Raw genomic sequence first — 19,593 nt, forward strand, 5'->3', positions numbered from 1 at the left:
CTTCACGGACATAAAAGCGCTCCTTCGCGAGGGATACGTCGACAGGGAACGATCGACCGGGCGCACCGCTCTCCGGCGCGCCGAGCTCCCGTCCGGCTCACACGAGATGTCGGCTCGCCGGGCACCCAGGGCAGACGCCATGAGCAATTCCGCCCGTAAGCGACTCTCGTGCCAGGGTCGGGTCCGCTGTGCGCGTCGAGCCCGACAAGGAGCGGAGCGCGGCGTCCGCCGCGCGAAACTGCTCTCTTTTCGCTCGGGTCGGGAGGCGGGCGACCCATCGAGCCATCCAAGGCGGGCGGTATGCCCGGGTTCAGGCGCGCGATCTGCTTCGCGCAGGAGCCTGGCAAAACGAGACGAATTGCCACGGTGCGTGGCAGGGTGGCTCGCCCGGCGGAGCCGGGCGAGCTGATAGAGGGGTAGCCTGGACGGATGCGCGCCGATCAGCCGCCGCGCGGGCGCCTCTCCGTCGCCATGCGGAAGAAGGGCTCCTTGACGTCCCGAACGTCGAAGAAGAACACCCGATCCCAGCACGGCACGCGCTCGCGCTCCGACAGCGCGAACACCTCGCCTTTGGACAGGCTGCCGACGAGCTTCGCGCTCGACTGGCCTCGCATGCTCCACCGGAACTCGTACGGGAGCAGGAGGCTCGTATCGCTGAACATGCCGCGCCGTTCGGTGAAGCTGCGCCGCGCAGCCTCGGACAACTCCTGCGCGTGACGCAGGTTCGGCGCGACGATGTACGTGATCGCCAGGCCCTCCTCGAGGAGCTGCTGGTTGATGAGCCGACCTCCTGACAGGACATGGGCGAGCACGCGCCCGTAAGCGTCGAACGGCTGTTCGTCCGTCTGGATCTCGACCTCGGCGCCTTCGGGGAGCAGCTCGGCGAGCCGCGCGGACGCCGCCTCGGCCCAGCGGCCCTGCGAGGCGCCGAGGAAATGCGTCTCCGGCGTGTCGATCGAGAGCATGCGGATGGGATGGTTCACGCCCCGTTCGTCGCGTACGTGGAGCGTGTCCCCGTCCACCGTCCTGACCACCTCCGCGTGGAAGCTCTTGCCCGGCAAATCAGGCGCTCTGCGCAGCCTCCGCCTCCGGGAAACAAGGGACACGTAGCCGATGAACCTCCGGAATCCCGGAAGCAGTCCTGTCATCGCCCCCTCCTGTGCTGGATAGACTCCCAGAAACCACCGTTGTAGTTCGCTCGGACGTTCGCCCGGCCCAGGCGGCCTGTTCCATGATGGTATGGACCGGGCCCGGGCCGGCTGACAGAGCTCGCTACGCCTGATCCGGGGGCAGGAGGTGGCCTGAAGCACCGAGCGGTGGGAGGAGAGCAAGAGAGAATCAACGCAAAGGCGCCAAAAGAAAGATACGCCTTGTTCCTCTTCTTCTCTTTGCGCTTTTGCGCCTTTGCGCCTTTGCGTTCAACTCTCTCCTTCTGCTCTTCTGTTCCTGAGCCAGGAGAAGGCGCCCACGAAGGCCAGCGCCATCGGCGCCCGGCTCGATCTCTCCTCGGGAGAGGTCACGCTCGAACAGGACGACCGGCGGTCGACCGGGGTGTCCGGCATCCCCCTCCGGGTCGGGGCCGAGCGAGCTCTCGCACGCGCTCGGAGACGTCCGGGTCACGGCCGCCGACGCCGGCCTGTCTCGGCCGTCGCCATCGCCGCGCCGGAGGCCGGCGGCTCGCGGGCGCTCGCCGAGGGCTCGCCGGCGCTCGATCGGAGCGACGCGACGCCGCTGTCGGAGCTCATCGCGGCGTTGCGCGAGCTCCGGTGAGGCGGCGGCGGCGGGAGGCTTCTCCTGAGATCGAACGCCGGAGGACCGGGACCCCCCCATGGGATCCCGCCTCGCCGATCACTGCCCCTTCAGCTTCGCGGCCAGGAACCGCCGCACCTTCTCCCAGGCGTCCGCCGCGGCCTTCGTGTCGTACCGCTCTCCCGAGGGGTTCGCGAAGGCGTGGTCGGCGTCGTACCGGAGCACCTCGTGCTCGACGCTCGCCTCGTGGAGCGCCTTGTCGAACTCGTTGACGACCTCGGGCGGAATGCCCTTGTCCATGTTGCCGAAGACGCCGAGCACCGGGGCCTTGATCGCCTTGAGCTGCGCGGGATCGGTGACGAGCCGGCCGTAGTAGAGGACGGCGGCGTCGAGCTCCGGCTCGTTCAGGGCGAGCTTGAGCGACCAGGCGCCGCCGAAGCACCACCCGATCGAGCCGGTGCGCGGCGCCAGGACGCGCGCGTCGGTCGAGAGGAAGCGGTGCGCTGCGCGCACGGTCTCGATCCCCTTCGCCTCGTCGACGGCCTTCATCGCCGCCATCGCGTCGTCGGGCGTGCTCGCGACCTTGCCGCCGTACATGTCCACGGCCAGCGCGGCATACCCGTCCTCCGCGAGGCGGTCGGTCCAGTGCTTTATGTGCTCGTTCAGGCCCCACCACTCGTGGACGACCACGAGGGCCGGGATCGGCGGCTTCGCGTCGCGCGGCAGGCTCAGGTACGCCTGCGTCCCGGCCACCTCGACCATCTGTCCGCGCGCGGGCGGGGCCTTGTCCGACCGGAGCTGGTGGAGCGCCTTGAAGTCCTCCTCCGAGAGCAGCCCGGTCGGGCTGTCCGCGGCGCCGGAAGGCGCGGGCGCGGGTGCCGGGGCGGCGGCGCCCCCCGGCGGCTCGGCGGGGGGCGGGGGAGACGAGGCAGAGCAGGCGGTCGCCGCGAGCAGCGCGAGCGGCGCAGCCAGGCGGCGGAAGAGCGAGCGGAGCTTCATGGCCGCGCACCCTACCAGCTCGGGGCGGCGCGCCGGAAGGCTCGGCGCGGGGAGGTCGCGCCCGCCTACGTGAGGTCGCGCCCGCCTACGTCGACGCGCAGGCGCAGCTGGCTCGACGCGACGCCCCGCTGGATGGCGGACACGAGGGTGTCCGGGGAGAACGGCTTCGCGACGAACGCATGGGCGCCGAGCCGGAAGGCGCGCTCGCGCTCGCGCGCCGACGACATCGCGGAGACGACGACGAGGGCGACGTCGCGGTGGTGCCGGCTCTGCCGGATGAAGCGGATGAGCTCCAGCCCGTCGATGTCCGGCAGGTTGATGTCGATGATCACGGCGTCGTACGCGCCGCGATGCATCAACCGGAGCGCCGCGAACCCGCTCGCCGTCTCCGCGATCTCCACCGCCGGCCCGAGCTCGGGCGCCCTCTCGAGCGCGGCCCACATGTGCGCTCGCATCGCGGCGGAGTCGTCGATGAGAAGGATGCGCGTCATACGGGGCCTGCGGGGCTCTCGGGGCGCCTAGTACAACAGAAACAGCAAAAGCAAAAGCGGTTGCCAAATTTCCGACCCCGGCGGCCGGCGCGCGCCGTCTTCCGCTGCCGCGCTCCGCCTCGCCTCCGCGCCGGCCTCGGCCGTTCGCGACGCATCGCGTCATAGGGTGGCCTTGGGCCTACCGCCCACGCCGTTGGGGCCCCAACGAACCGCTCCCAGGGGCGGCCTGTCCGGGTCCGCCGCGAGCGCCTGCGTGATCAAATCGGTCTCCTCCGGGAATTCAGTCCTGTCCGGGAATTCGTCTGACCCCACGAGAAATCGTGGTGCGCACCGGCTTATTGCACATCTCCGCCACAGCTGTCGGGCCACTCCTTGCAAGCTGTACAAGCCCGCCGGCCCTCTCCTGGTCGGCGCCATAGACCGGACATTGCTCACGGTCAGACTGACACCGATCTGGCAGCTGGCGATCTCGCCAGCCGATCCGGTATAGTGGCGCTCAGCCGAGGCCGACCGGAACCATGGGAGCCCCAGCGGCGCAGCTCGAGGTCCTGCGCAAGTGGATCCAGGATGACGCGCAGGCCCTCATCACCCTGGATCCCTGACGCGGCGATCCGCGTGAAACAGCGGTAGATAACTACAAGAGGGTGGGAAGATGGGCTCGGCTCGGGTCCCGTCTTCCGCGCTCCGCGCTGTCATGCTTTAATGTTGCCGTTCTTGGGAAGATGCTGTCTTTTCGGCGCCTTGTCCAGCCGGACGGACAGGTCATCGACCACCTGAGGAGAGCTGCTTATGAGCAAGGAACGAGATACCGAGACCCAGGGCCCGTCGTTCAGCTACGTTGATCGGCGGCAGGCCCTCCTGGGGCTCGGGGCGATCGCCGTCACCGTGTCGTGCGGAGATGGCAGCGATTCGGATCCGACCGGCGCCGGAGGCTCTGCGAGCTCCGGGGCCAGCGGGACCACTGGCCCGGGCACGGGAGGCGGGGGGGCCGACCCCGCCACCACGTCGGGCCCCGGCTCGGGCGGCACGGGACCGGGCTCCACCACGGCAGGCTCGGGCGGCTCAGGCACGGGAGGCACCGACTCGGGCGTTGGAGGCGGCGGCGGCAGCGGCGGCGGCGACGGCCTCAGGGCGCCGCCGTTCGACGACGTGCCGATGTGCACGGCGTTCAACAAGACGGACGGCGCCGGCCAGGGCCCCTTCTTCATTCACGAGCTCGAAAAGGGCGACGACATCTCCCTGTTCCGGCAGGACATTCGTGGTCGCTACAATGAAAGTGCACCAGCCGGTGTGGAGATGCATCTCCACCTGCGCGTGCTCGACCTGAGCAAGCCCGACTGCAATGGCAAGGGCGTAGGCCTGGCCGACGTGGACGTCTACATCTGGCACACGGACGGGCAGGGGTTCTACAGCGGCTTCGGGACCAGGGGGACCGCCAACGAACAGAAACCCGACTCACCGTACTCGGGCAGGCCGAGTCAGAATGATCTCGATGTCAGCGAACGCTTCTGTCGCGGCGTGCAAACCACGGACGCAGACGGTGTCGTCTCGTTCCAGAGCATCTTCCCCGGCTGGTACAACGGCCGCGATGTTCACATCCACTTCGTCTGCTTCAAGAAGGGATCGATGTCGAAGGGTCGCGCCACGTACAGCGGTGGAGACCACATTTTCACGACGCAATTCTACTTCGAGCCCGCCTTCACCGACTCCGTCCATACCAAGTACGATCCGTACAAGGCGCGCACCACCGGCAATCTGGCGACGGCGTACGCAGGCGCCATCAAGGCAGACGAATTCAACAACAGCGGCCTTCGTGCCAAGGCTGTGATGGACGGGGACATCGTGGTCGCTCAGATGCAGATCGCCGTGAATCCGACCTAGAGCTGACTCGAAAACTCGTCCATCGAGTCCGTCGCTGCGGTCCGCGGGCACGGCGCGTCGCCGGCCCCCGACCGCCCTGAACATCACCTCGACATCCCGAGATCCCGTGGGCCGCCGCGGAGGCGACGCGGGCGTGATCCGCGCGCGGCTGCTCGTCCCGCGCCAGCGGGCGAGCGCCTCGCAGGGCGGCGCGCGCCCGGGAGCTGCCGCGGGACGTCGCGCGCGAGAGATCCTGGAAACATGGGTCGCGCCCCTGCTGGTGGTCGCGGCGTCGCGGGAAACGGACCGGACAATCCGCCTCCCGGACGCCAGACTGCGCCATGAGCGACGCGGATCGACTGGATCCCGGGAGCATGGCGCGCGCGTTCCGCGAGGCGCGGCGCCGCGGGATGGATGTGGAGCCTGCGGTCCTGTTCCACGACCTCGGGCGCATGCGGGCGCGGATCGGGCGGATCGGCGCGGCGTTCCCGCCTGACGCCCTCCACACGGTGGCGATCAAGGCGAACCCCCTCGTGGAGGTCCTGCGCGCGGCGGTCGACGGCGGCGCGGGGCTCGAGGCGGCCTCGCTCGAGGAGGTGAAGCTCTCGATCGCCGCCGGCTGCCCGCCCGGCCGCATCGTCTACGACTCCCCCGCCAAGACGCGCGCCGAGATCGCGGAGGCCCTCCGCCTCGGCGTGCGGCTCAACGCCGACAACCTCGATGAGCTCGAGCGCATCGACGAGCTCGTACGGCCCGAGGGGGCGGCCGATCGCATCGGGCTGCGCATCAATCCGCAGGTCGGGGCCTCCAGCATCGTCCTCACGAGCGTCGCGGACCGGCGCTCCAAGTTCGGCGTCCCCCTCGAGCAGGCCGACGCCGTGCGCGCGGCCTTCGCGCGGTATCCGTGGCTCGCCGGGCTGCACGTGCACGTGGGCTCGCAGGGGTGCGCGCTGGCGCAGCTGATCGACGGGATCCGCCGCGTCGAGGCGCTGCGCCAGGAGATCCGGCGCGCGCTGGGGCCGGGCGCCGCCGGCGTCATGGACATCGGCGGCGGGGTGCCGGTCGCCTACCGGAGCACGGACCGCCCGCCGGCGCTGGAGGACTACGCGGCCGCGCTGCGCCGCGAGGCGCCGACGCTCTTCGAGGAGGGGACCACGCTGATCACCGAGCTCGGGCGCTGGGTCCAGGCGGGCTGCGGCTTCGCCGTCTCACGCGTCGAGTACGTGAAGAGGGACTCGGCTGGGCGGACTGCGATCCTGCACCTCGGGGCCGACTTCCTGCTGCGTCGCGCCTATCACCCGGACGACTGGCACCATGACTTCGTGGCGCTCGACCCCGACGCCGCGCCCAAGGAGGGGCCGCTCTCGCCGTGCACCCTCGGCGGCCCGCTCTGCTTCGGCGGCGACGTGATGGCCCGCGACCTCCCGCTGCCGGACCTGTCGCCCGGGGATCTCGTGCTCATCCGCGACACGGGCGCGTACACGCTGAGCATGTGGTCTCGCCACTGCAGCCGCGGTATCCCCGCGGTGCTCGGCGTCGACGGCGGCGACATCCGGGTCCTGCGCGAGCGCGAGCGGCCGGAGGACGTCGTCGCGTTCTGGAGCCGCGATCGCGGCCAGCCATGAGCTCGCCGCGGGGCATTCACACGTCTGTTTCCACGCGAACCCAGCCTGTGAGAGCCTGGAGCGGCCAGCGCAGCGGAGTGGAGGAGCGGAGATGAGAACGAACGGTGCTTCCGGGGTCCTGGGGCGATGCGCGCGAGCGTGGCGGGTCACGCTCCTCGGCGCGATGCTGTGCGTACCGCCGATCGCCGGCGCGGGCTGCGGAGACGACGGGACGGCGAGCCCCCCCGAGATGTCCATCGGCACCGGCGGCGCCACGGGCACCGGCTCGGGCGGCGGCGCTGCCGGCACCGGCGGACAGGGCGGCGATGGTGGCACCGGTGGCGGCGACACCGGTGGCGCGGGCGGCACAAGCGGCGGCGACACCGTGAGCGTGCAGCTCCTCGCCTTCAACGACTTCCACGGCCATCTGGAGCCCCCCGCGGGTAGCAGCGGCAGGATCACCCTGGCCGACGCCACGCAGGTGGACGCGGGTGGCGTCGCTTACTTCGCGTCGCACGTCGCCGCCCGCCGCGCCACGAACCCGAACACCGTGGTGGTCTCGGCCGGCGACCTCATCGGCGCGAGCCCGCTCGTGTCGGCGCTGTTCCACGACGAGCCCACGATCGAGGCCATGAACCTGCTCGGCCTCGACATCAACGGCGTCGGCAACCACGAGTTCGACAAGGGCACCGCCGAGCTCCTCCGGATGCAGTCGGGCGGGTGCAGCCCGGTCGACGGCTGCGCGGACGGCACCCCCTTCGCGGGGGCGAGCTTCCAGTTCCTCGCCGCCAACGTCGTCGTGGACACGGCGAGCGGCAGGACGCTGTTCCCGCGCTACGACGTCCGCGAGTTCGACGGCGTGAAGATCGCCTTCATCGGCATGACGCTCGAGGACACCCCGTCGATCGTGACGCCGATCGGCGTCGCGGGGCTGTCGTTCATGGATGAGGTCGACACGGTGAACGACATCGTCCCGGAGCTCCAGGCGCAGGGCATCGAGGCCATCGTGGTGCTGCTCCACGAGGGAGGGCTGCCGACAGGCCACTTCAATGAGTGCCCCGACGTCTCGGGCCCCATCATCGAGATCGCCACGAACGTCGACCCCGCCGTGGATGTGATCGTCACCGGACACACGCACCAGGCGTACAACTGCCTCCTCGGCGACAGGATCGTGACGAGCGCGGCGTCGTTCGGGCGGCTGGTGACCGACATCGATCTGGAGATCAGCAGGAGCACGGGCGAGGTGACGGCGAAGACGGCGAGCAACGTGGTCGTGACGCGCGACGCGCCCGACGCGGGGGTGGAGGCCCTGGTGACGCGCTACAAGGACCTCTCGGCGCCGCTGGCCAACGTGCGGGTCGGCACGATCACGGCGACGCTCGACCGCGCGGTCCCGCCCATGGGCTCGGGGCTGTTCACGATGGGCGCGGTCATCGCCGACGCCCAGCTCGCCGCCACGCGCGAGGCGAGCAAAGGCGGGGCCGAGATCGCGCTGATGAACCCGGGCGGCGTCCGCGACGACCTGCCCCACGCGGCCTCGCCCACAGAGCCCATGGATGGAGTGGTCACGTTCGGCGAGATATTCAAGGTGCAGCCGTTCGGCAACAGCCTTGTCGTGATGACCCTCACGGGCGCGCAGATCCACCAGCTGCTGGAGCAACAGTTCCGGGTGGACCCGACGGGCGCGCCGCGGAGCGTGATCCTTCAGGTGTCGGGCGGCTTCACGTACAGCTATAGCCAGAGCGCGCCCATCGACTCGAAGGTCGACATCACCTCGATCCGGATCAACGGCGTCCCGATCGAGGTCGCGCGGACCTACCGGGTGACCGTGAACAGCTTCCTGGCCACGGGCGGCGACGGCTTCACCGTGCTCAACGACGGCGTCGATCGCCTCGGCGGAGCGCTCGATCTCGACGCCCTGCGGGACCATTTCGCGGCGAGCTCGCCCATCTCGCCGCCCGCGCTCGACCGGATCACGGTCGTGCCCTGAGCGGCCGAGGAGGCCACGCCATCCGCTGCTCGGCCGCGGCCCCGGGCGAGCGGTGGATGGCAGGGGGCGACGTGAACGACGCGTCCGCCGCGCCGCCGTGGCCCACGACCTTCCTCGGCCACCAGTCCATGCTGAGGTGGATGTGGTGATGGTGATACGGCCACCCATCGCCGTACGCCATCCGGTCCGAGAAGCTCGCGAGCTCGTCGTCGGTGATCTTCCTCCGATCGCGCTCCGGAAGAGCGTTCAGCTTCCGGGCGGTCATCGAGAGGAACGGCGCGATGATCTTGTCCACGCCGATGACGCGCGTGCGCGCCGATCGGAACAGCCTGGCCATGAAGAACGCCTGGCGCTCGAGATCGACGAAGTGCTTCCGCTTCGCCGCCGAGGAGCAGTACCCGTCCTCGTGCTTCGACCCGTCCCCGCAGATGATCTCCCCGTCGTTCGCGCCGTCCGTCTGGAAATAGGCGATGTCGATGTTGCCGCCCTGATCGTGCGTCGACTCGGGGTGGCGCGGGTCGCCGACGTCGTAACCAGGCGTGACGCCGTTCAGCTGGCAGACGTCGATCAGCGAGAGCGGCGTCGTGCCAGGGAAGGCCCAGAGCGTCTCCGCCAGCGCGTCGCGGACGAGCATGATGAGCTCGCGCCGAGCAAAGCGGTAGTTGCTGAAGGTCTCCCAGACGTAGCCGCCGCCGACCACCGAGTCGTCAGGATCGGGGAACGGGAACGGCAGGAGCCCGCTGCCGCCGTCGCCGAAGCCGGCGCACTCGTCGAACGAGAAGCCGGCGCCCACGCAGCTCGGGCCGTCGACGTAAGGAGTCGAGGTCACGTCCAGATCATAGGCGTTCTGGCCCCCGTCATGGCCGACGACCCGGACGAGGTACTCGGCGCCGCCTCGCTCGGAGTAGAACCCGTAGAACTCGGTGTTCGTCTCCTGGTCGCGGTACGAGTACGGGTACTGCTCGCCGTAACGCGAGCCGAGCAGGCGGCCCTCGCCGTCATAGGCCACGAGATCGATGTCGCCGGCGGCGTGACGGAACCGGATGCCCACGCGGACGATGGTCCGCGCCGGCACCACGATCCTGAACCAGTCCTCATCCCCCTCGCACAAGGTGAGATCCTCCGTGACGCCCACGGGCGCGCTCACCGCCGCTCCCGCGTCGTCGTTGGGCTCGAGCACGTCGCCCTCGGACTCGCAGACGAAGGAGTCCTTGCGGCACGCGCCGTCGTCGCAATGGCTGCCTTCCGGGCACCAGCCGGAGGGGACGGCCGGCGAGCACGCGACCTCGTCCGATACGCAGAGCTCCCCGAGGCAGGTCGTGCCCTTCGGGCAGGTCGCGGCGGCGTCGCAGCCGGCGAAGCACGCGGCCCCGCTCTCCTCGTCCACGACGTGGCACACGTAGCCAGGCCGGCAGTCCAGGTCGCTGCCACAGGTGTTCATGCACACGGGCGCGCCGCCCTCCGCCGCAGGGAAGCAGCCCGCCTCCGGGCCGCACGCGTCGTCGCTCTCGCAATCGAACGCGAGGCAGTACCCCTCGACCCAGCCGTTCGGCTCCGCGGGGTCCGCGTCGCGATAGCAGGTCGCGCCGGGCAGCCAGCACGCCTCCTCCGCGTCGCAGGCCGCGCCCACGCGCCCGGGGCCGACCGTGTCCTCGGCGCACGCCGCGCCGCAGGCCGCGTTGCACCCGTCGCCGCGCCGAGGCGAGCAGAGGCCATGGCGGTTCTCCACGCCCTCGCAGGCCGCGGGATCGTAGACGGGATAACACACCCCCGTGTCCGTCAGGATGTCGGTGTTGAAGCAGCGGGAGCCGGGCGCGCAGCCCTCCTCGCTGTTCGGCGCCGCACACAGCCCGTCCGCGCGCTCCATGCAGACGCCCAGCATGCAGAGGGCCGCCTCGCCGTCGCAGTCCGCATCACAGCTGCAGCTCGCGCCGATGGGGCTCCGCTTCGGGCCCGCCCCACCGCGCATGTCGCCATCGCCGTCGCCCGGCAATACCGGCATCCATGGGCCCATATCACACGCTTCCAGAGAACCCATGAGCGCCGGCACCACCACGAAGAGCCATCGCCAACGTAGATTCATGTCACCTTGCCTGTCGATGAACGCGAGACCGCTCGCTGCGAGCGTTCTAGTCCCAGGCGAGGCGCGACTGGCTATCGAAAAGACCGGAGGAGTCACGCAGGCCACGCGGCGCGAGGATATTTCCAGCTTCCCAGCGGCGTTGTTCCGCTCGCCGGTGGGGGCGCCTACTCGATGAGAGGCCGGCCCGCGTGCAGGACGATGAGCTCGCTGTCACCGGCGCCGCGCTCTGGCGAGTCACGTCATGCTGTGTCTCTCGAGGTCGACGAGGCGCGCAGCCCGACGCCACGGGCGGGAGGCGCGCCCGGGATCATCGGGTGATGGCAGCGCAGCGCGCGGCCGCTACTCGTACTTCCGGCTGACGCGGAACGAGCCGAGCGAGCGCACGCCCGTCGCGTGCTGCTCGAGCAGCGCGAGGGCGTCCTTGAACTCAGGCTCCTCCGTGCTGCCCTCGCACTCGACGAGGAAGAGGTATTCCTCGGGGCTGTCCGGCAGCGCGCGCGAGACGATGCGCGTGAGGTTGATATGGTGTCTGCCGAGCGCGGACAGCGCCGCCACCAGGGCGCCCGGGCGGTGGTCCAGCCCGAAGAGGAGCAGCGTCCGCCCGCCCGATGGCGGCGGCTCGGCGGTCTTGCCGACGACGAAGAAGCGCGTGATGTTCTCGCCCTTCGCGCCGAGCTTCGGCACGAGGATCTCGAGCTTGTAGATCGCCGCCGCGCCCTTGTTGCCGATCGCCCAGGCCTCGCCGTCCTGCGCCGCGCGCTCGACCGCCTCGGCGGTGCTCTCCGCCGCGAGGATCTGCGCGCCGGGGTAGTTCTCGCGCAGCCAGTCGCCGCAGTGCTTGAGCGGGACGAAGTGCGAATAGATGCGCTTCGGCGCCACGCCCGCCCTGCCGAGGAGCGACAGCGTGACGTGCAGCGAGAGCTCCTCGCACACGACGAGCGCCGCGCCCGTGCCCTCGCGTCCTATCAGCTGATCCACGGTGTCGTAGATCGGGCCGCCCACCGCGTTCTCGATCGGCACGACGCCGTAGGTCGCCGCGCCTTCGGCCACGGCGTCGAACACGTCCGAGATGGTGCGCCGGGGCTCGAGGTCCGCGCTCGCCCCGAAGCGCCGCGACGCCACCTCATGGCTGAACGTCCCAGGCCGCCCGAAGTAGGCGACCCGCTGGCGCGGCGCCGAGGCCTCCCCCGCGTCGCCCGCCGCCGCTCCGTCGCGGCGCGCCGGCCCCGGCTCCCCCGCGTCAACCGACATGGCCGGCGGGCGCCTCGCCAGAGCCCGCGCGGGCGATCGCGACACGCCCGCTGCGGGGCGCGCTGTTCCGCCGCGGGTCCGGCATTCTTCGATAGAACGTGCGCATTCGAGCGCCGCCTGTCTACCGGCGCGATGCCGTGGCGTCCAGCGAGGAAAGCGGCCCATCGGCCGAGGCGGCCCGGCGCGGAGGTGCCGCGCCGGGCCGCCGCCCGCTCTGGAGCGCGCCGCGAGCGCGCGCCGCAGCCCCGGCTGCACGAGCGCGGCCGGCACAACGGAAGACCCCCGCCGTCGAAGCCGAGAGATGAACGATCGTTACATCTCCGAAACGATCGTCGTGCGGCGCTTTTACGAACGTTTCAGCCTGCATCCGCGCAATATGCATGAAGCCAGGCACCGCCGACAACGCCCACATGCACCCACACCAAACCACCCGAAAAGGTGAAAATCTGCCTGAGATCGCTTCGACCGCATTTTGCAAGTTTGGTTTCTTGTGATAACGATCGTTTCGCAATGCCGGGCACAGAGCATGGAGGCGACGGTGGACGGCCGCCAAACGACAGGGAAGGGGCTTATTGGCGGCTCTTCAACAAGAAAACGATCGTGCTCGTGCGGCGATGGCTGCGTCTCCTGGGGGTGCCGCGCCGTGATCGCCGGGACGTCGCCCAGAACGTGATGCTCGCGGCGCACGAGAGCTTCGCGAACTACGACCCGGCGCGCGGCCCGCCCGACCGGTGGCTGAACCGGATCGCGGTCCACACCGCCTCCCACTATGCCGAGCGCGCGCGGCGCCGGCAGGAGGAGCCGTTGCCGGACGACTTCGACGCGGTGCTCGAGGAGCCGTCGGCCGAGGAGCAGATCATCTCGGAGTGCGATCGCCTGCTGGCGCTCTCGGTCCTGCGGGAGCTCAACGGCGAGCTCAGCGCGGTCCTCGTGGCCCACGACATCGAGGGCATCCCGATGGCGGATTTCGCGAGCCAGTCCGGAATCCCCCTCTCGACGGCCTACAAGCGGCGGACGCGCGCGCTCGCTGTGTTTCAGCTCCTCGTCACGCAGCGGCTCGCGTCGATGGACGGGAGTGACACCCGGAACGGCGGCCACCCGGCGTCCGCCGGTGCGGCCCCGGTGCTCGTCCTTCTCTCGTCCGCGCGGCCGTGACCGCTCAGAGGCTCATCGCCCGGGCCGCCGGCTCGACGACGAGGGGACGGAGCTCCGTGAGCCGCGCTCATCGGGCCGGGGCCGGGAGCGCGGCCGCGCGCGCTCCGGATCATCGTTGATGAGGGAGAGGATGGCCTGCTTCTTCGGCGAGTCCTCCGGCTCGATCAGCAGGAAGAGCAGCGCCTCCTGGAGCGCCTCGGGCGCGCGGTCGAAGCGATCGGCGACGACGGCGGAGACCGGGCTCCTCCCGTCTCCGGGCAGCAGAAGGCGAGCATCGCAGTTGAGCCCCTGTGCGATGAGCGCCAGCGCGCCGAGCCCGAGATCGCGCTCGCCGCGCTCGACCTGCCGCAGGTACGTCGCAGAGAGGTGCGCCTTCTCGGCGAATTCGGCGTAGCTGAGCCCGTGCAGCAGCCGGAGCACACGAATGGCCCGACCGACCTCTTTGGGAAGCGCATCGCCCATGGCCGGCGCAGCCTATCAACTCCCGCCACAACCAGAAAAGGACGATCGCACCTTTCTCGCGTCCTTCGCTGGGTCGCGCGCGAGTCGACGCCCGTTACTTACTATAACTGATTCAGCTCCTCCACGAGCGCCCGGGAGTGCGAGTTCTCGCTCTTTTCGAACACCATGTTGGCGACGACGGACGCGCGGCTCACGTGAGGTGGCCGCCCGGCGCCCGCTCGGCTCGCGCGGGCGCGCGTCGCGTCGCCGCCCGGCGACGGCGCCGGGTCGGCGCTCGGCCAGCGTCGGTTGCGACCGCGGGGCGCTTCTGTCATTTCTGGCGAGTCGCGTACCATGATGTGCGCTGTCTCGAGCGCGCGTCTCGGCCCCTCGGGGAACTGCAAGGGCATCGATGATCCGTCTGGAGCTTTCAGGAGAGCACACCCGGCTGCACTCGACGCTGTGCGGCCAGTGCCCGCAGGGGCCCGCGGGGTGCTGCGCCAGCCCGCCCGAGCTCGACTGGACGGACATCGGGCGCATCGTCTCCCTCGAGGGCCGCGGCTGGCTGCTCGAGCAGCTCGCCGCCGGCAACCTGCTCCCCGTGAGCCGCGGGCTCGAGCTCCTGCGCACGCGGAAACGGGAGGAGCGCACGGCCCCGCGGCGCTCGAAGTGCGTGTATCACGGCGCGCGCGGCTGCACCGTCCCCGCCGAGCGGCGGGCGGCGACCTGCAATTACTTCCTGTGCGAGGACGCCTTCGCCGAGCGCCCGGGCGGCCAGGCAGATCCGGCCTCGGCCGCGAGCCGCCGGGCGCACGCGCTCCTCCGGGAGCTCTACGGCCGGTGGGACCGCGAGCTCGCCGAGGCGATCGCCTCCCGGCCGGAAGGGCCGTCGTGGGACGCGGCGTTCCTCGACTGGCTGGGCGCGGAGTTCGAGCGGCTCTCGAGCGCGTCGCGCGCCGAGCTCGGCGAGCTCACTGCGCCGGGGTAGCGCCGACCGCGCCGGGGTAACGCCGAGCGCGCCGCGCCCGGGTGGAACGCCGCGCGCGGACCGCCGCTCACAGCATGGCGACCGGATCCACGTCGATGATCACCCGCGCGTTCCGGTCGAGCCCGTCCCGTATCAGCCCGGTCAGCGCCGCGAGCGTTCCCCGGAGCGGCCCGCGCTCGCGCGCCCTGAGGAGCACCCGGAACCGGTACCGCCCGCGCAGGCGCGCGATCGGCGCCGCCGACGGCCCGAGCACCTCGACGCGCCGCGCGACCCCCTCCGGACACGTGCGGGCGTGGGCCGCGAGCTTCGCCGCCGCACCGCGGCCCACGCCCTCGTCGACCGCGTCGATGCGGATCAGCGCGAGGCGCGTGGCCGGCGGATAGCCCACCTCCTCGCGGTCGCGGATCTCCCGATCGAGGAAGCCCGGCACGTCGTGCGCCGCGGCGAACGCGATCGCCGGGTGCTCGGGGTTGCGCGTCTGGATGAGCACCCGGCCCGGGCGGTCGCGCCGCCCCGCGCGCCCGGCCACCTGCACGAGCAGCTGGAAGCCGCGCTCGGCCGCGCGGAAGTCGGGCAGCCCCAGCGCGGCGTCGGCGTTCACCACGCCGACCAGGGTCACGTTGGGCAGATCGTGGCCCTTCGTGACCATCTGCGTGCCGACCAGGATGTCGATCTTGCCCTCGCGCATCCTCGCGAGGATCGCCTGCGAGCGGTCTTTCCCCGCGACGTCACGATCGAGGCGGGCCACGCGCGCCTCCGGGAACGACTCGGCGATCGTCGACTCGAGCCGCTCGGTGCCGAGGCCCTCGAGCAGCAGGGTCCGCGAGCCGCACGACCCGCAGCGCTCCGGCAACGGCCCCGCGTAGTCGCAGTAGTGGCAGCGCAGCCGCCCGCCCTGCGGCCGCTCGTCGAGCGGCGCCGCCGGCGGGGGCGCGCCCGCCGGCGCCGGCGCGTCGCGGCGCCGCCCGCGGTGGTAGGTCAGCGCGACCGAGCACGCCTCGCACGTCGTCAGGTTCCCGCACGAGCCGCAGACGACGCTCGGCGCGAAGCCGCGGCGGTTGAGGAACAGGATCGCCTGCTCCTTCGCCGCGAGCGTCCGCTCGAGCGCGCGGTGGAGCGGCAGGGAGATCAGCGGATCGCCCGAGGGGCCGGCGCCGAAGCGGCGGAGATCGACGAGGGTGACCTCGGGGAGGCTGGCCTCGCGGTGCGCGCGGTCCGGCAGGCGCAGCTCGACGAGCTTGCCGCGGCGCACCAGCGCGACCGACTCGATGGAGGGCGTCGCCGAGCCGAGCACGCACACCGCCCCGGCGCGGTGGGCGCGGAGCAGCGCCATGTCGCGCGCGTGGTAGCGCACGCCCTCCTCCTGCTTGAACGAGCCGTCGTGCTCCTCGTCGACGAGGATGAGGCCGAGGTCCGGCACCGGCGCGAACAGGGCCGAGCGCGCCCCGATGGCGACGCGCACCTTGCCGCCGTGGAGGCTCGCCCACATCGCGTGGCGGTCGGCGTCGCCGAGGCCGCTGTGCAGCACCGCGAGCTCGTCGCCGAAGCGGGCGCGGAAGCGCGCGACGAGCTGCGGGGTGAGGGCGATCTCGGGCACCATCACGAGCGCGCCGCGGCCCCGTTCGAGGCAGCTGTTGATGGCGCGCAGGTACACCTCGGTCTTGCCGGAGCCGGTCACGCCGAAGAGGAGGAACGCGCTCGGCCCGGCGGACCGCGCCTCCTGCCCGGCGGGCTGCGGCTCGCGCGGGGCGGCCGCGCCCACCTCCCCTTCCCCGGACGCGGACAGCGCCGCGAGCGCCGCGTCGATGCGCGCCGCGGCCTCGGCCTGCGCCGCGTTGAGCTCGGGGGGCACGTCGCGCTCCTCGGGGAGGCGGAAGAACGGGTCGCGCGGCGGCTCGCGCTCGTCGAGGGCGACGAGGTTGCGCTCGGCGAGCTTCTTCAGGGCGCTGCGCGCGTTGCCGAAGCGCTCCTCGATCCGCGCGACCGGCTGCTCGCCGGTCGCCCGTAGCAGCGCGAGCACGGCCGCGGCCTGCCCGCGGAGCGTGCCGGGCTCCTCGACGACATCCGTCGCCCTGGCGTAGGCGACCTTGCGGCCGCCCACCTGCTTGGCCCGGCCGAGGTCGAGCATGCCGTCGAGCTCGCCCTGCGCCTTGAGCGCCCGCACCTGCCCGCGCTCGATCGCCGGCAGCGCGAGGCGGAGCACCTCCCCGATCGGCGCGAAGTAGTAGGAGGCGAGCACCTGCAGGAACGAGAGCAGCTCGGCCGGCAGCGCCGGGCGGGCGTCGACGAGCGCCGCCAGCGGCTTGATCTTCGACGGATCGATGGCCGCGCTGCGCTCGCTCACGGCGAGCACGACGCCGATCAGCTTGCGCCGGTGGAACTCGCAGAGCACCCGCGCCCCCGGTCGCACCTCGCCGGCGAGCGCGGCGGGGACCTCGTAGGTGAAGGCCTGCGAGAGCGGGACGGGCACCGCAACATCGGCGAGGAGGGGCATCGCTCCGGGGAAGGCCGCGCGCGCGGCGCGGCACGGGCGAGATACCAGAGAACGCCGCCCGGGACGAGGAACCACGGCACGCGCGCGCACGGTGCGCCCGTGCAGGCCCGAAAAGAGGCAAAAAAAAGCGCCACCGGGGCCTTGGGGGGGGGAAGGCCGCGCCGGCAGCGCTGCCGGACATAGAGCACCGTCCGTGCCATCTCTGCTGTTCGCGATCTGAACGTATTTCGCTCCAGATGAGACGGCTGCGGCTTCCGAACCTGAAATTTCAGCAATGCACCATTGCAGAAGCGAATTGCGCTGGCCTGCTCGCGCGTCGCACAGGCACGCACCGCGCGGGCGATGGGAACGCCCGAGCCGCTTCCGAGGGGCCCGCCGATTGCTCGGGATCCGGTCAGGGGTTCACCGCTGGACGGTCGGCGGGGCGGGCGCCATGGGCTGGAAATGCGTGCAATCACGCGCCTTTGAGGAGGGGACATGATCAGAACCGCGGTCTTGAGCGGAATCGAAGAGCAGGACTGGATCGACCGGATGGCCGACCCGCTTCAGCGCGGCATCCGGTCCGTCCTGAAGCGAGCGCCCGCGGTCGCGAAGGTGCTCCACGGCAAGTTCCTCGGGCACCCGCTGCATCCGGTGCTGGTGACCATCCCCATCGGCGCGTGGTCCTGCGCGCTCGTGCTCGACCTTGCCGGCATCGGCCGCGGGCGGCGGCTGCATCGGGGGGCGGACGCGACAGCGGCCATCGGCCTCGGCGGGGCGCTCGTGGCCGCCTTTGCCGGGCTCGCCGACTGGAGCACCACCCTCGGCTCCGCGAAGCGGATCGGCTTCGTCCACGGCGCGATGAACATGGCGATCGCCGGCCTGTACGGCGCCTCGCTCGGCTCCCGGGCGATCGGGCTGCGGCCCCTCGGGATCGCGCTGTCGACCGCGGGGTTCGGCCTGGCGGGTGCGAGCGGCTGGCTCGGAGGAGAGCTCATCTACCGCTACGGCGTCGGCGTCGGCAACGACGCGTGCGAGCGGCGGCCGGAGACGCAGGTGCCCGTGCCCGAGGCGCCGATCGCCGGCTGACGGCGACGGGAACCGCCGGTGCGCTAGCGCGCCGCGAAATAGCAGCCCGCGACGACGAGCGCGGCGAGGGCGAACAGCAGCGCGGCGTGCACGAGCAGCGGCACGAGCCCGCGCCCCTGCGGGCGAGCGAGCGGACGCTGCGCCGTGGCCCAGGGCGACGGCGGCTCGACCGCCGCCCGCGCGGCGAGCGCCGCGCTCTGCGCGCCGGCCGCCCTTGCGAGCTGCGCGGCGGCCTCCCTCGCCGCCGGCGCGGCCACCGCCATCGCCCTCGCGATCGCGGCGCCGCCCTCCATCGCGCGCGGCGTGGCGGCCGCGGTCGCGAGCGGCTCGAGCACCGCGGGCGGACCGAGCTCCAGCGCGCGCACCGCGCGCTCGCGCGCCCGGCGGGCCGCGACGATCTCCATGCCGAAGTTGTCGCGCAGCCACGCCCCGAAGCGCAGCGGGCTCGCCGTCAGCTCGGACGCCGCCGCGTAGGCCGCGACGTCCCGCAGCATCGCCGCCGCGCTCGGGTAGCGCTCCTCGGGCGCCTCCGCGAGCGCCCGCGCGACGATCGCGTGGAGCGCCGCCTCGTCGGGGAGGCCGCGCTCCACGAGCGGCGGGATCTCCGCGCGCCGCGCGAGCTCGAGCAGCTCGCCGCGCGCCTCTTCCTTCGAGAGGCCCGCCCCCGGGGCCGGGCTGTACATCCGCCGGCCGGCGAGCAGCTCCCACAGCAGGATGCCCGTCGCGAAGAGGTCGGAGCGCGCGTCGAGCGCGTCGCCGCGGGCCTGCTCGGGGCTCATGTAGCCGGCCTTGCCCTGCAGCGCCTCGTCCAGCGTCGCGCCGCTGCGCTCGTGCGCGCGGGCGATGCCGAAGTCGCAGAGCTTGATCTCTCCCTCGAAGCTCAGGAGCACGTTCGACGGCGAGACGTCGCGGTGCACGACGCCCTTCCGGTGGGCGTAGGCGAGCCCCTGCAGCGCCTCGGCGATGATCAGGAGCGAGAACGCGACCGGGAGCTTCACCTTCTGGCGCGCGCAGCGGCGGAGCAGCTCGCGCAGGTCGAAGCCCTCGACGTACTCCATCGCGATGAACAGCGAGCCGTCCTCGCGGCCGAGATCCTCGACCTGCACGATGGCCGCGTGGCGCAGCCCCGCGGCGAGCCTGGCCTCGCTCGCGAGCATCTCCACGAAGCGCGGATCGTGCGCGAACCTCGGGGTGACCTCCTTGATGGCCACGAGGCGCGCGGCGCCGAGATCCGTGCGCACCCGCGCCAGGTACAGATCGGCCATCCCCCCCTGGCCGATGTGGTCGAACAGCGTGTAGCGGCCGAATTGGCACGGCAAGAGCCGCCCTGCGCGGGGCGCAGCCCGGCGCAGGGGGAGATCCTCATGACCGGGACCGCGGGCGAGGGGTGGCAGGCCAGAAGGCGGGTACGGGAGCGTGC

15 protein-coding genes are annotated in these 19,593 nt (G+C 71.8%); 7 read left to right on the forward strand and 8 right to left on the reverse strand.

Annotation, left to right across the window (positions count from 1 at the left end; all coding sequences use genetic code 11):
• Positions 1-440 precede the first annotated feature (440 nt).
• Positions 441-983, reverse strand: a complete 543-nt coding sequence (locus WMF28_RS35185; RefSeq protein ID WP_437597899.1) for a thermonuclease family protein — start codon at positions 981-983, stop codon at positions 441-443.
• 421 nt (positions 984-1,404) lie between these two features.
• On the opposite strand from WMF28_RS35185, the gene WMF28_RS35190 reads away from it, so the two are divergent.
• Positions 1,405-1,770 carry a hypothetical protein gene (locus WMF28_RS35190; protein WP_437597900.1) on the forward strand — a complete coding sequence of 122 codons (366 nt, stop codon included), beginning with the start codon at positions 1,405-1,407 and terminating at the stop codon, positions 1,768-1,770.
• Between the two features lie 78 nt (positions 1,771-1,848).
• Here WMF28_RS35190 and WMF28_RS35195 read toward each other — a convergent pair whose 3' ends face one another.
• Positions 1,849-2,748, reverse strand: a complete 900-nt coding sequence (locus WMF28_RS35195) for a dienelactone hydrolase family protein (protein ID WP_437597901.1) — start codon at positions 2,746-2,748, stop codon at positions 1,849-1,851.
• Positions 2,749-2,813: 65 nt separating this feature from the next.
• The gene (locus tag WMF28_RS35200; protein ID WP_437597902.1) at positions 2,814-3,239 is read right to left on the reverse strand and encodes a response regulator; all 426 of its coding nucleotides are present in this window, start codon (positions 3,237-3,239) and stop codon (positions 2,814-2,816) included.
• A 789-nt stretch (positions 3,240-4,028) separates the two neighbouring features.
• Between WMF28_RS35200 and WMF28_RS35205 the strand changes: the two genes are divergently transcribed.
• The 3 genes from WMF28_RS35205 to WMF28_RS35215 all read left to right on the forward strand — a co-directional run bounded on the left by WMF28_RS35205 (position 4,029) and on the right by WMF28_RS35215 (position 8,693).
• Complete coding sequence (locus WMF28_RS35205; protein WP_437597903.1) at positions 4,029-5,120, forward strand: hypothetical protein; 1,092 nt, start codon at positions 4,029-4,031, stop codon at positions 5,118-5,120.
• 320 nt (positions 5,121-5,440) lie between these two features.
• Positions 5,441-6,724, forward strand: coding sequence for a diaminopimelate decarboxylase (locus tag WMF28_RS35210; protein WP_437597904.1), 1,284 nt, complete (start codon positions 5,441-5,443; stop codon positions 6,722-6,724).
• A gap of 91 nt (positions 6,725-6,815) precedes the next feature.
• Positions 6,816-8,693, forward strand: coding sequence for a bifunctional metallophosphatase/5'-nucleotidase (locus WMF28_RS35215; RefSeq protein WP_437597905.1), 1,878 nt, complete (start codon positions 6,816-6,818; stop codon positions 8,691-8,693).
• On the opposite strand, the gene WMF28_RS35220 is transcribed toward WMF28_RS35215, so the two are convergent.
• Both WMF28_RS35220 and WMF28_RS35225 read right to left on the reverse strand, forming a co-directional pair.
• The gene (locus tag WMF28_RS35220) at positions 8,677-10,695 is read right to left on the reverse strand and encodes a hypothetical protein (RefSeq protein ID WP_437597906.1); all 2,019 of its coding nucleotides are present in this window, start codon (positions 10,693-10,695) and stop codon (positions 8,677-8,679) included. The genes WMF28_RS35215 and WMF28_RS35220 overlap by 17 nt on opposite strands.
• Before the next feature lie 420 nt (positions 10,696-11,115).
• A complete protein-coding gene (locus WMF28_RS35225; protein ID WP_437597907.1) occupies positions 11,116-12,027 on the reverse strand; it encodes a prephenate dehydratase in 912 nt (303 codons plus the stop codon).
• Positions 12,028-12,627: 600 nt separating this feature from the next.
• On the opposite strand from WMF28_RS35225, the gene WMF28_RS35230 reads away from it, so the two are divergent.
• Positions 12,628-13,182 (forward strand): RNA polymerase sigma factor, encoded by a 555-nt coding sequence (locus tag WMF28_RS35230; protein ID WP_437597908.1) that lies wholly within the window; start codon positions 12,628-12,630, stop codon positions 13,180-13,182.
• A gap of 12 nt (positions 13,183-13,194) precedes the next feature.
• Here WMF28_RS35230 and WMF28_RS35235 read toward each other — a convergent pair whose 3' ends face one another.
• On the reverse strand, positions 13,195-13,644 hold the full coding sequence (locus WMF28_RS35235; RefSeq protein WP_437597909.1) for a helix-turn-helix domain-containing protein: 450 nt from the start codon (positions 13,642-13,644) through the stop codon (positions 13,195-13,197).
• A 391-nt stretch (positions 13,645-14,035) separates the two neighbouring features.
• Here WMF28_RS35235 and WMF28_RS35240 point away from each other — a divergent pair, with 391 nt between their 5' ends.
• On the forward strand, positions 14,036-14,611 hold the full coding sequence (locus WMF28_RS35240) for a hypothetical protein (RefSeq protein ID WP_437597910.1): 576 nt from the start codon (positions 14,036-14,038) through the stop codon (positions 14,609-14,611).
• A gap of 67 nt (positions 14,612-14,678) precedes the next feature.
• Here the strand turns inward: WMF28_RS35240 and priA are convergent, their stop codons facing one another.
• On the reverse strand, positions 14,679-17,105 hold the full coding sequence (priA, locus tag WMF28_RS35245) for a replication restart helicase PriA (RefSeq protein ID WP_437597911.1): 2,427 nt from the start codon (positions 17,103-17,105) through the stop codon (positions 14,679-14,681).
• Between the two features lie 477 nt (positions 17,106-17,582).
• On the opposite strand from priA, the gene WMF28_RS35250 reads away from it, so the two are divergent.
• Positions 17,583-18,173, forward strand: a complete 591-nt coding sequence (locus WMF28_RS35250; protein ID WP_437597912.1) for a DUF2231 domain-containing protein — start codon at positions 17,583-17,585, stop codon at positions 18,171-18,173.
• 23 nt (positions 18,174-18,196) lie between these two features.
• Here the strand turns inward: WMF28_RS35250 and WMF28_RS35255 are convergent, their stop codons facing one another.
• Positions 18,197-19,492: a serine/threonine-protein kinase gene (locus tag WMF28_RS35255; RefSeq protein WP_437597913.1), complete on the reverse strand. Its 1,296-nt coding sequence runs from the start codon at positions 19,490-19,492 to the stop codon at positions 18,197-18,199.
• Positions 19,493-19,593: the final 101 nt, after the last annotated feature.

This window comes from Sorangium sp. So ce590 (assembly GCF_051521365.1).
GTDB lineage: Bacteria > Myxococcota_A > Polyangia > Polyangiales > Polyangiaceae > Sorangium.

Excerpts from the sequence above, each read along its gene's own strand:
- WMF28_RS35215 (WP_437597905.1), top strand. The coding sequence starts at position 6,816 with ATGAGAACGAACGGTGCTTCCGGGGTCCTGGGGCGATGCGCGCGAGCG.
- WMF28_RS35235 (WP_437597909.1), bottom strand. The coding sequence starts at position 13,644 with ATGGGCGATGCGCTTCCCAAAGAGGTCGGTCGGGCCATTCGTGTGCTC.
- WMF28_RS35220 (WP_437597906.1), bottom strand. The coding sequence starts at position 10,695 with ATGCCGGTATTGCCGGGCGACGGCGATGGCGACATGCGCGGTGGGGCG.
- WMF28_RS35205 (WP_437597903.1), top strand. The coding sequence starts at position 4,029 with ATGAGCAAGGAACGAGATACCGAGACCCAGGGCCCGTCGTTCAGCTAC.
- WMF28_RS35210 (WP_437597904.1), top strand. The coding sequence starts at position 5,441 with ATGAGCGACGCGGATCGACTGGATCCCGGGAGCATGGCGCGCGCGTTC.
- WMF28_RS35225 (WP_437597907.1), bottom strand. The coding sequence starts at position 12,027 with ATGTCGGTTGACGCGGGGGAGCCGGGGCCGGCGCGCCGCGACGGAGCG.
- WMF28_RS35195 (WP_437597901.1), bottom strand. The coding sequence starts at position 2,748 with ATGAAGCTCCGCTCGCTCTTCCGCCGCCTGGCTGCGCCGCTCGCGCTG.
- WMF28_RS35240 (WP_437597910.1), top strand. The coding sequence starts at position 14,036 with ATGATCCGTCTGGAGCTTTCAGGAGAGCACACCCGGCTGCACTCGACG.
- WMF28_RS35200 (WP_437597902.1), bottom strand. The coding sequence starts at position 3,239 with ATGACGCGCATCCTTCTCATCGACGACTCCGCCGCGATGCGAGCGCAC.
- WMF28_RS35250 (WP_437597912.1), top strand. The coding sequence starts at position 17,583 with ATGATCAGAACCGCGGTCTTGAGCGGAATCGAAGAGCAGGACTGGATC.
- priA (WP_437597911.1), bottom strand. The coding sequence starts at position 17,105 with ATGCCCCTCCTCGCCGATGTTGCGGTGCCCGTCCCGCTCTCGCAGGCC.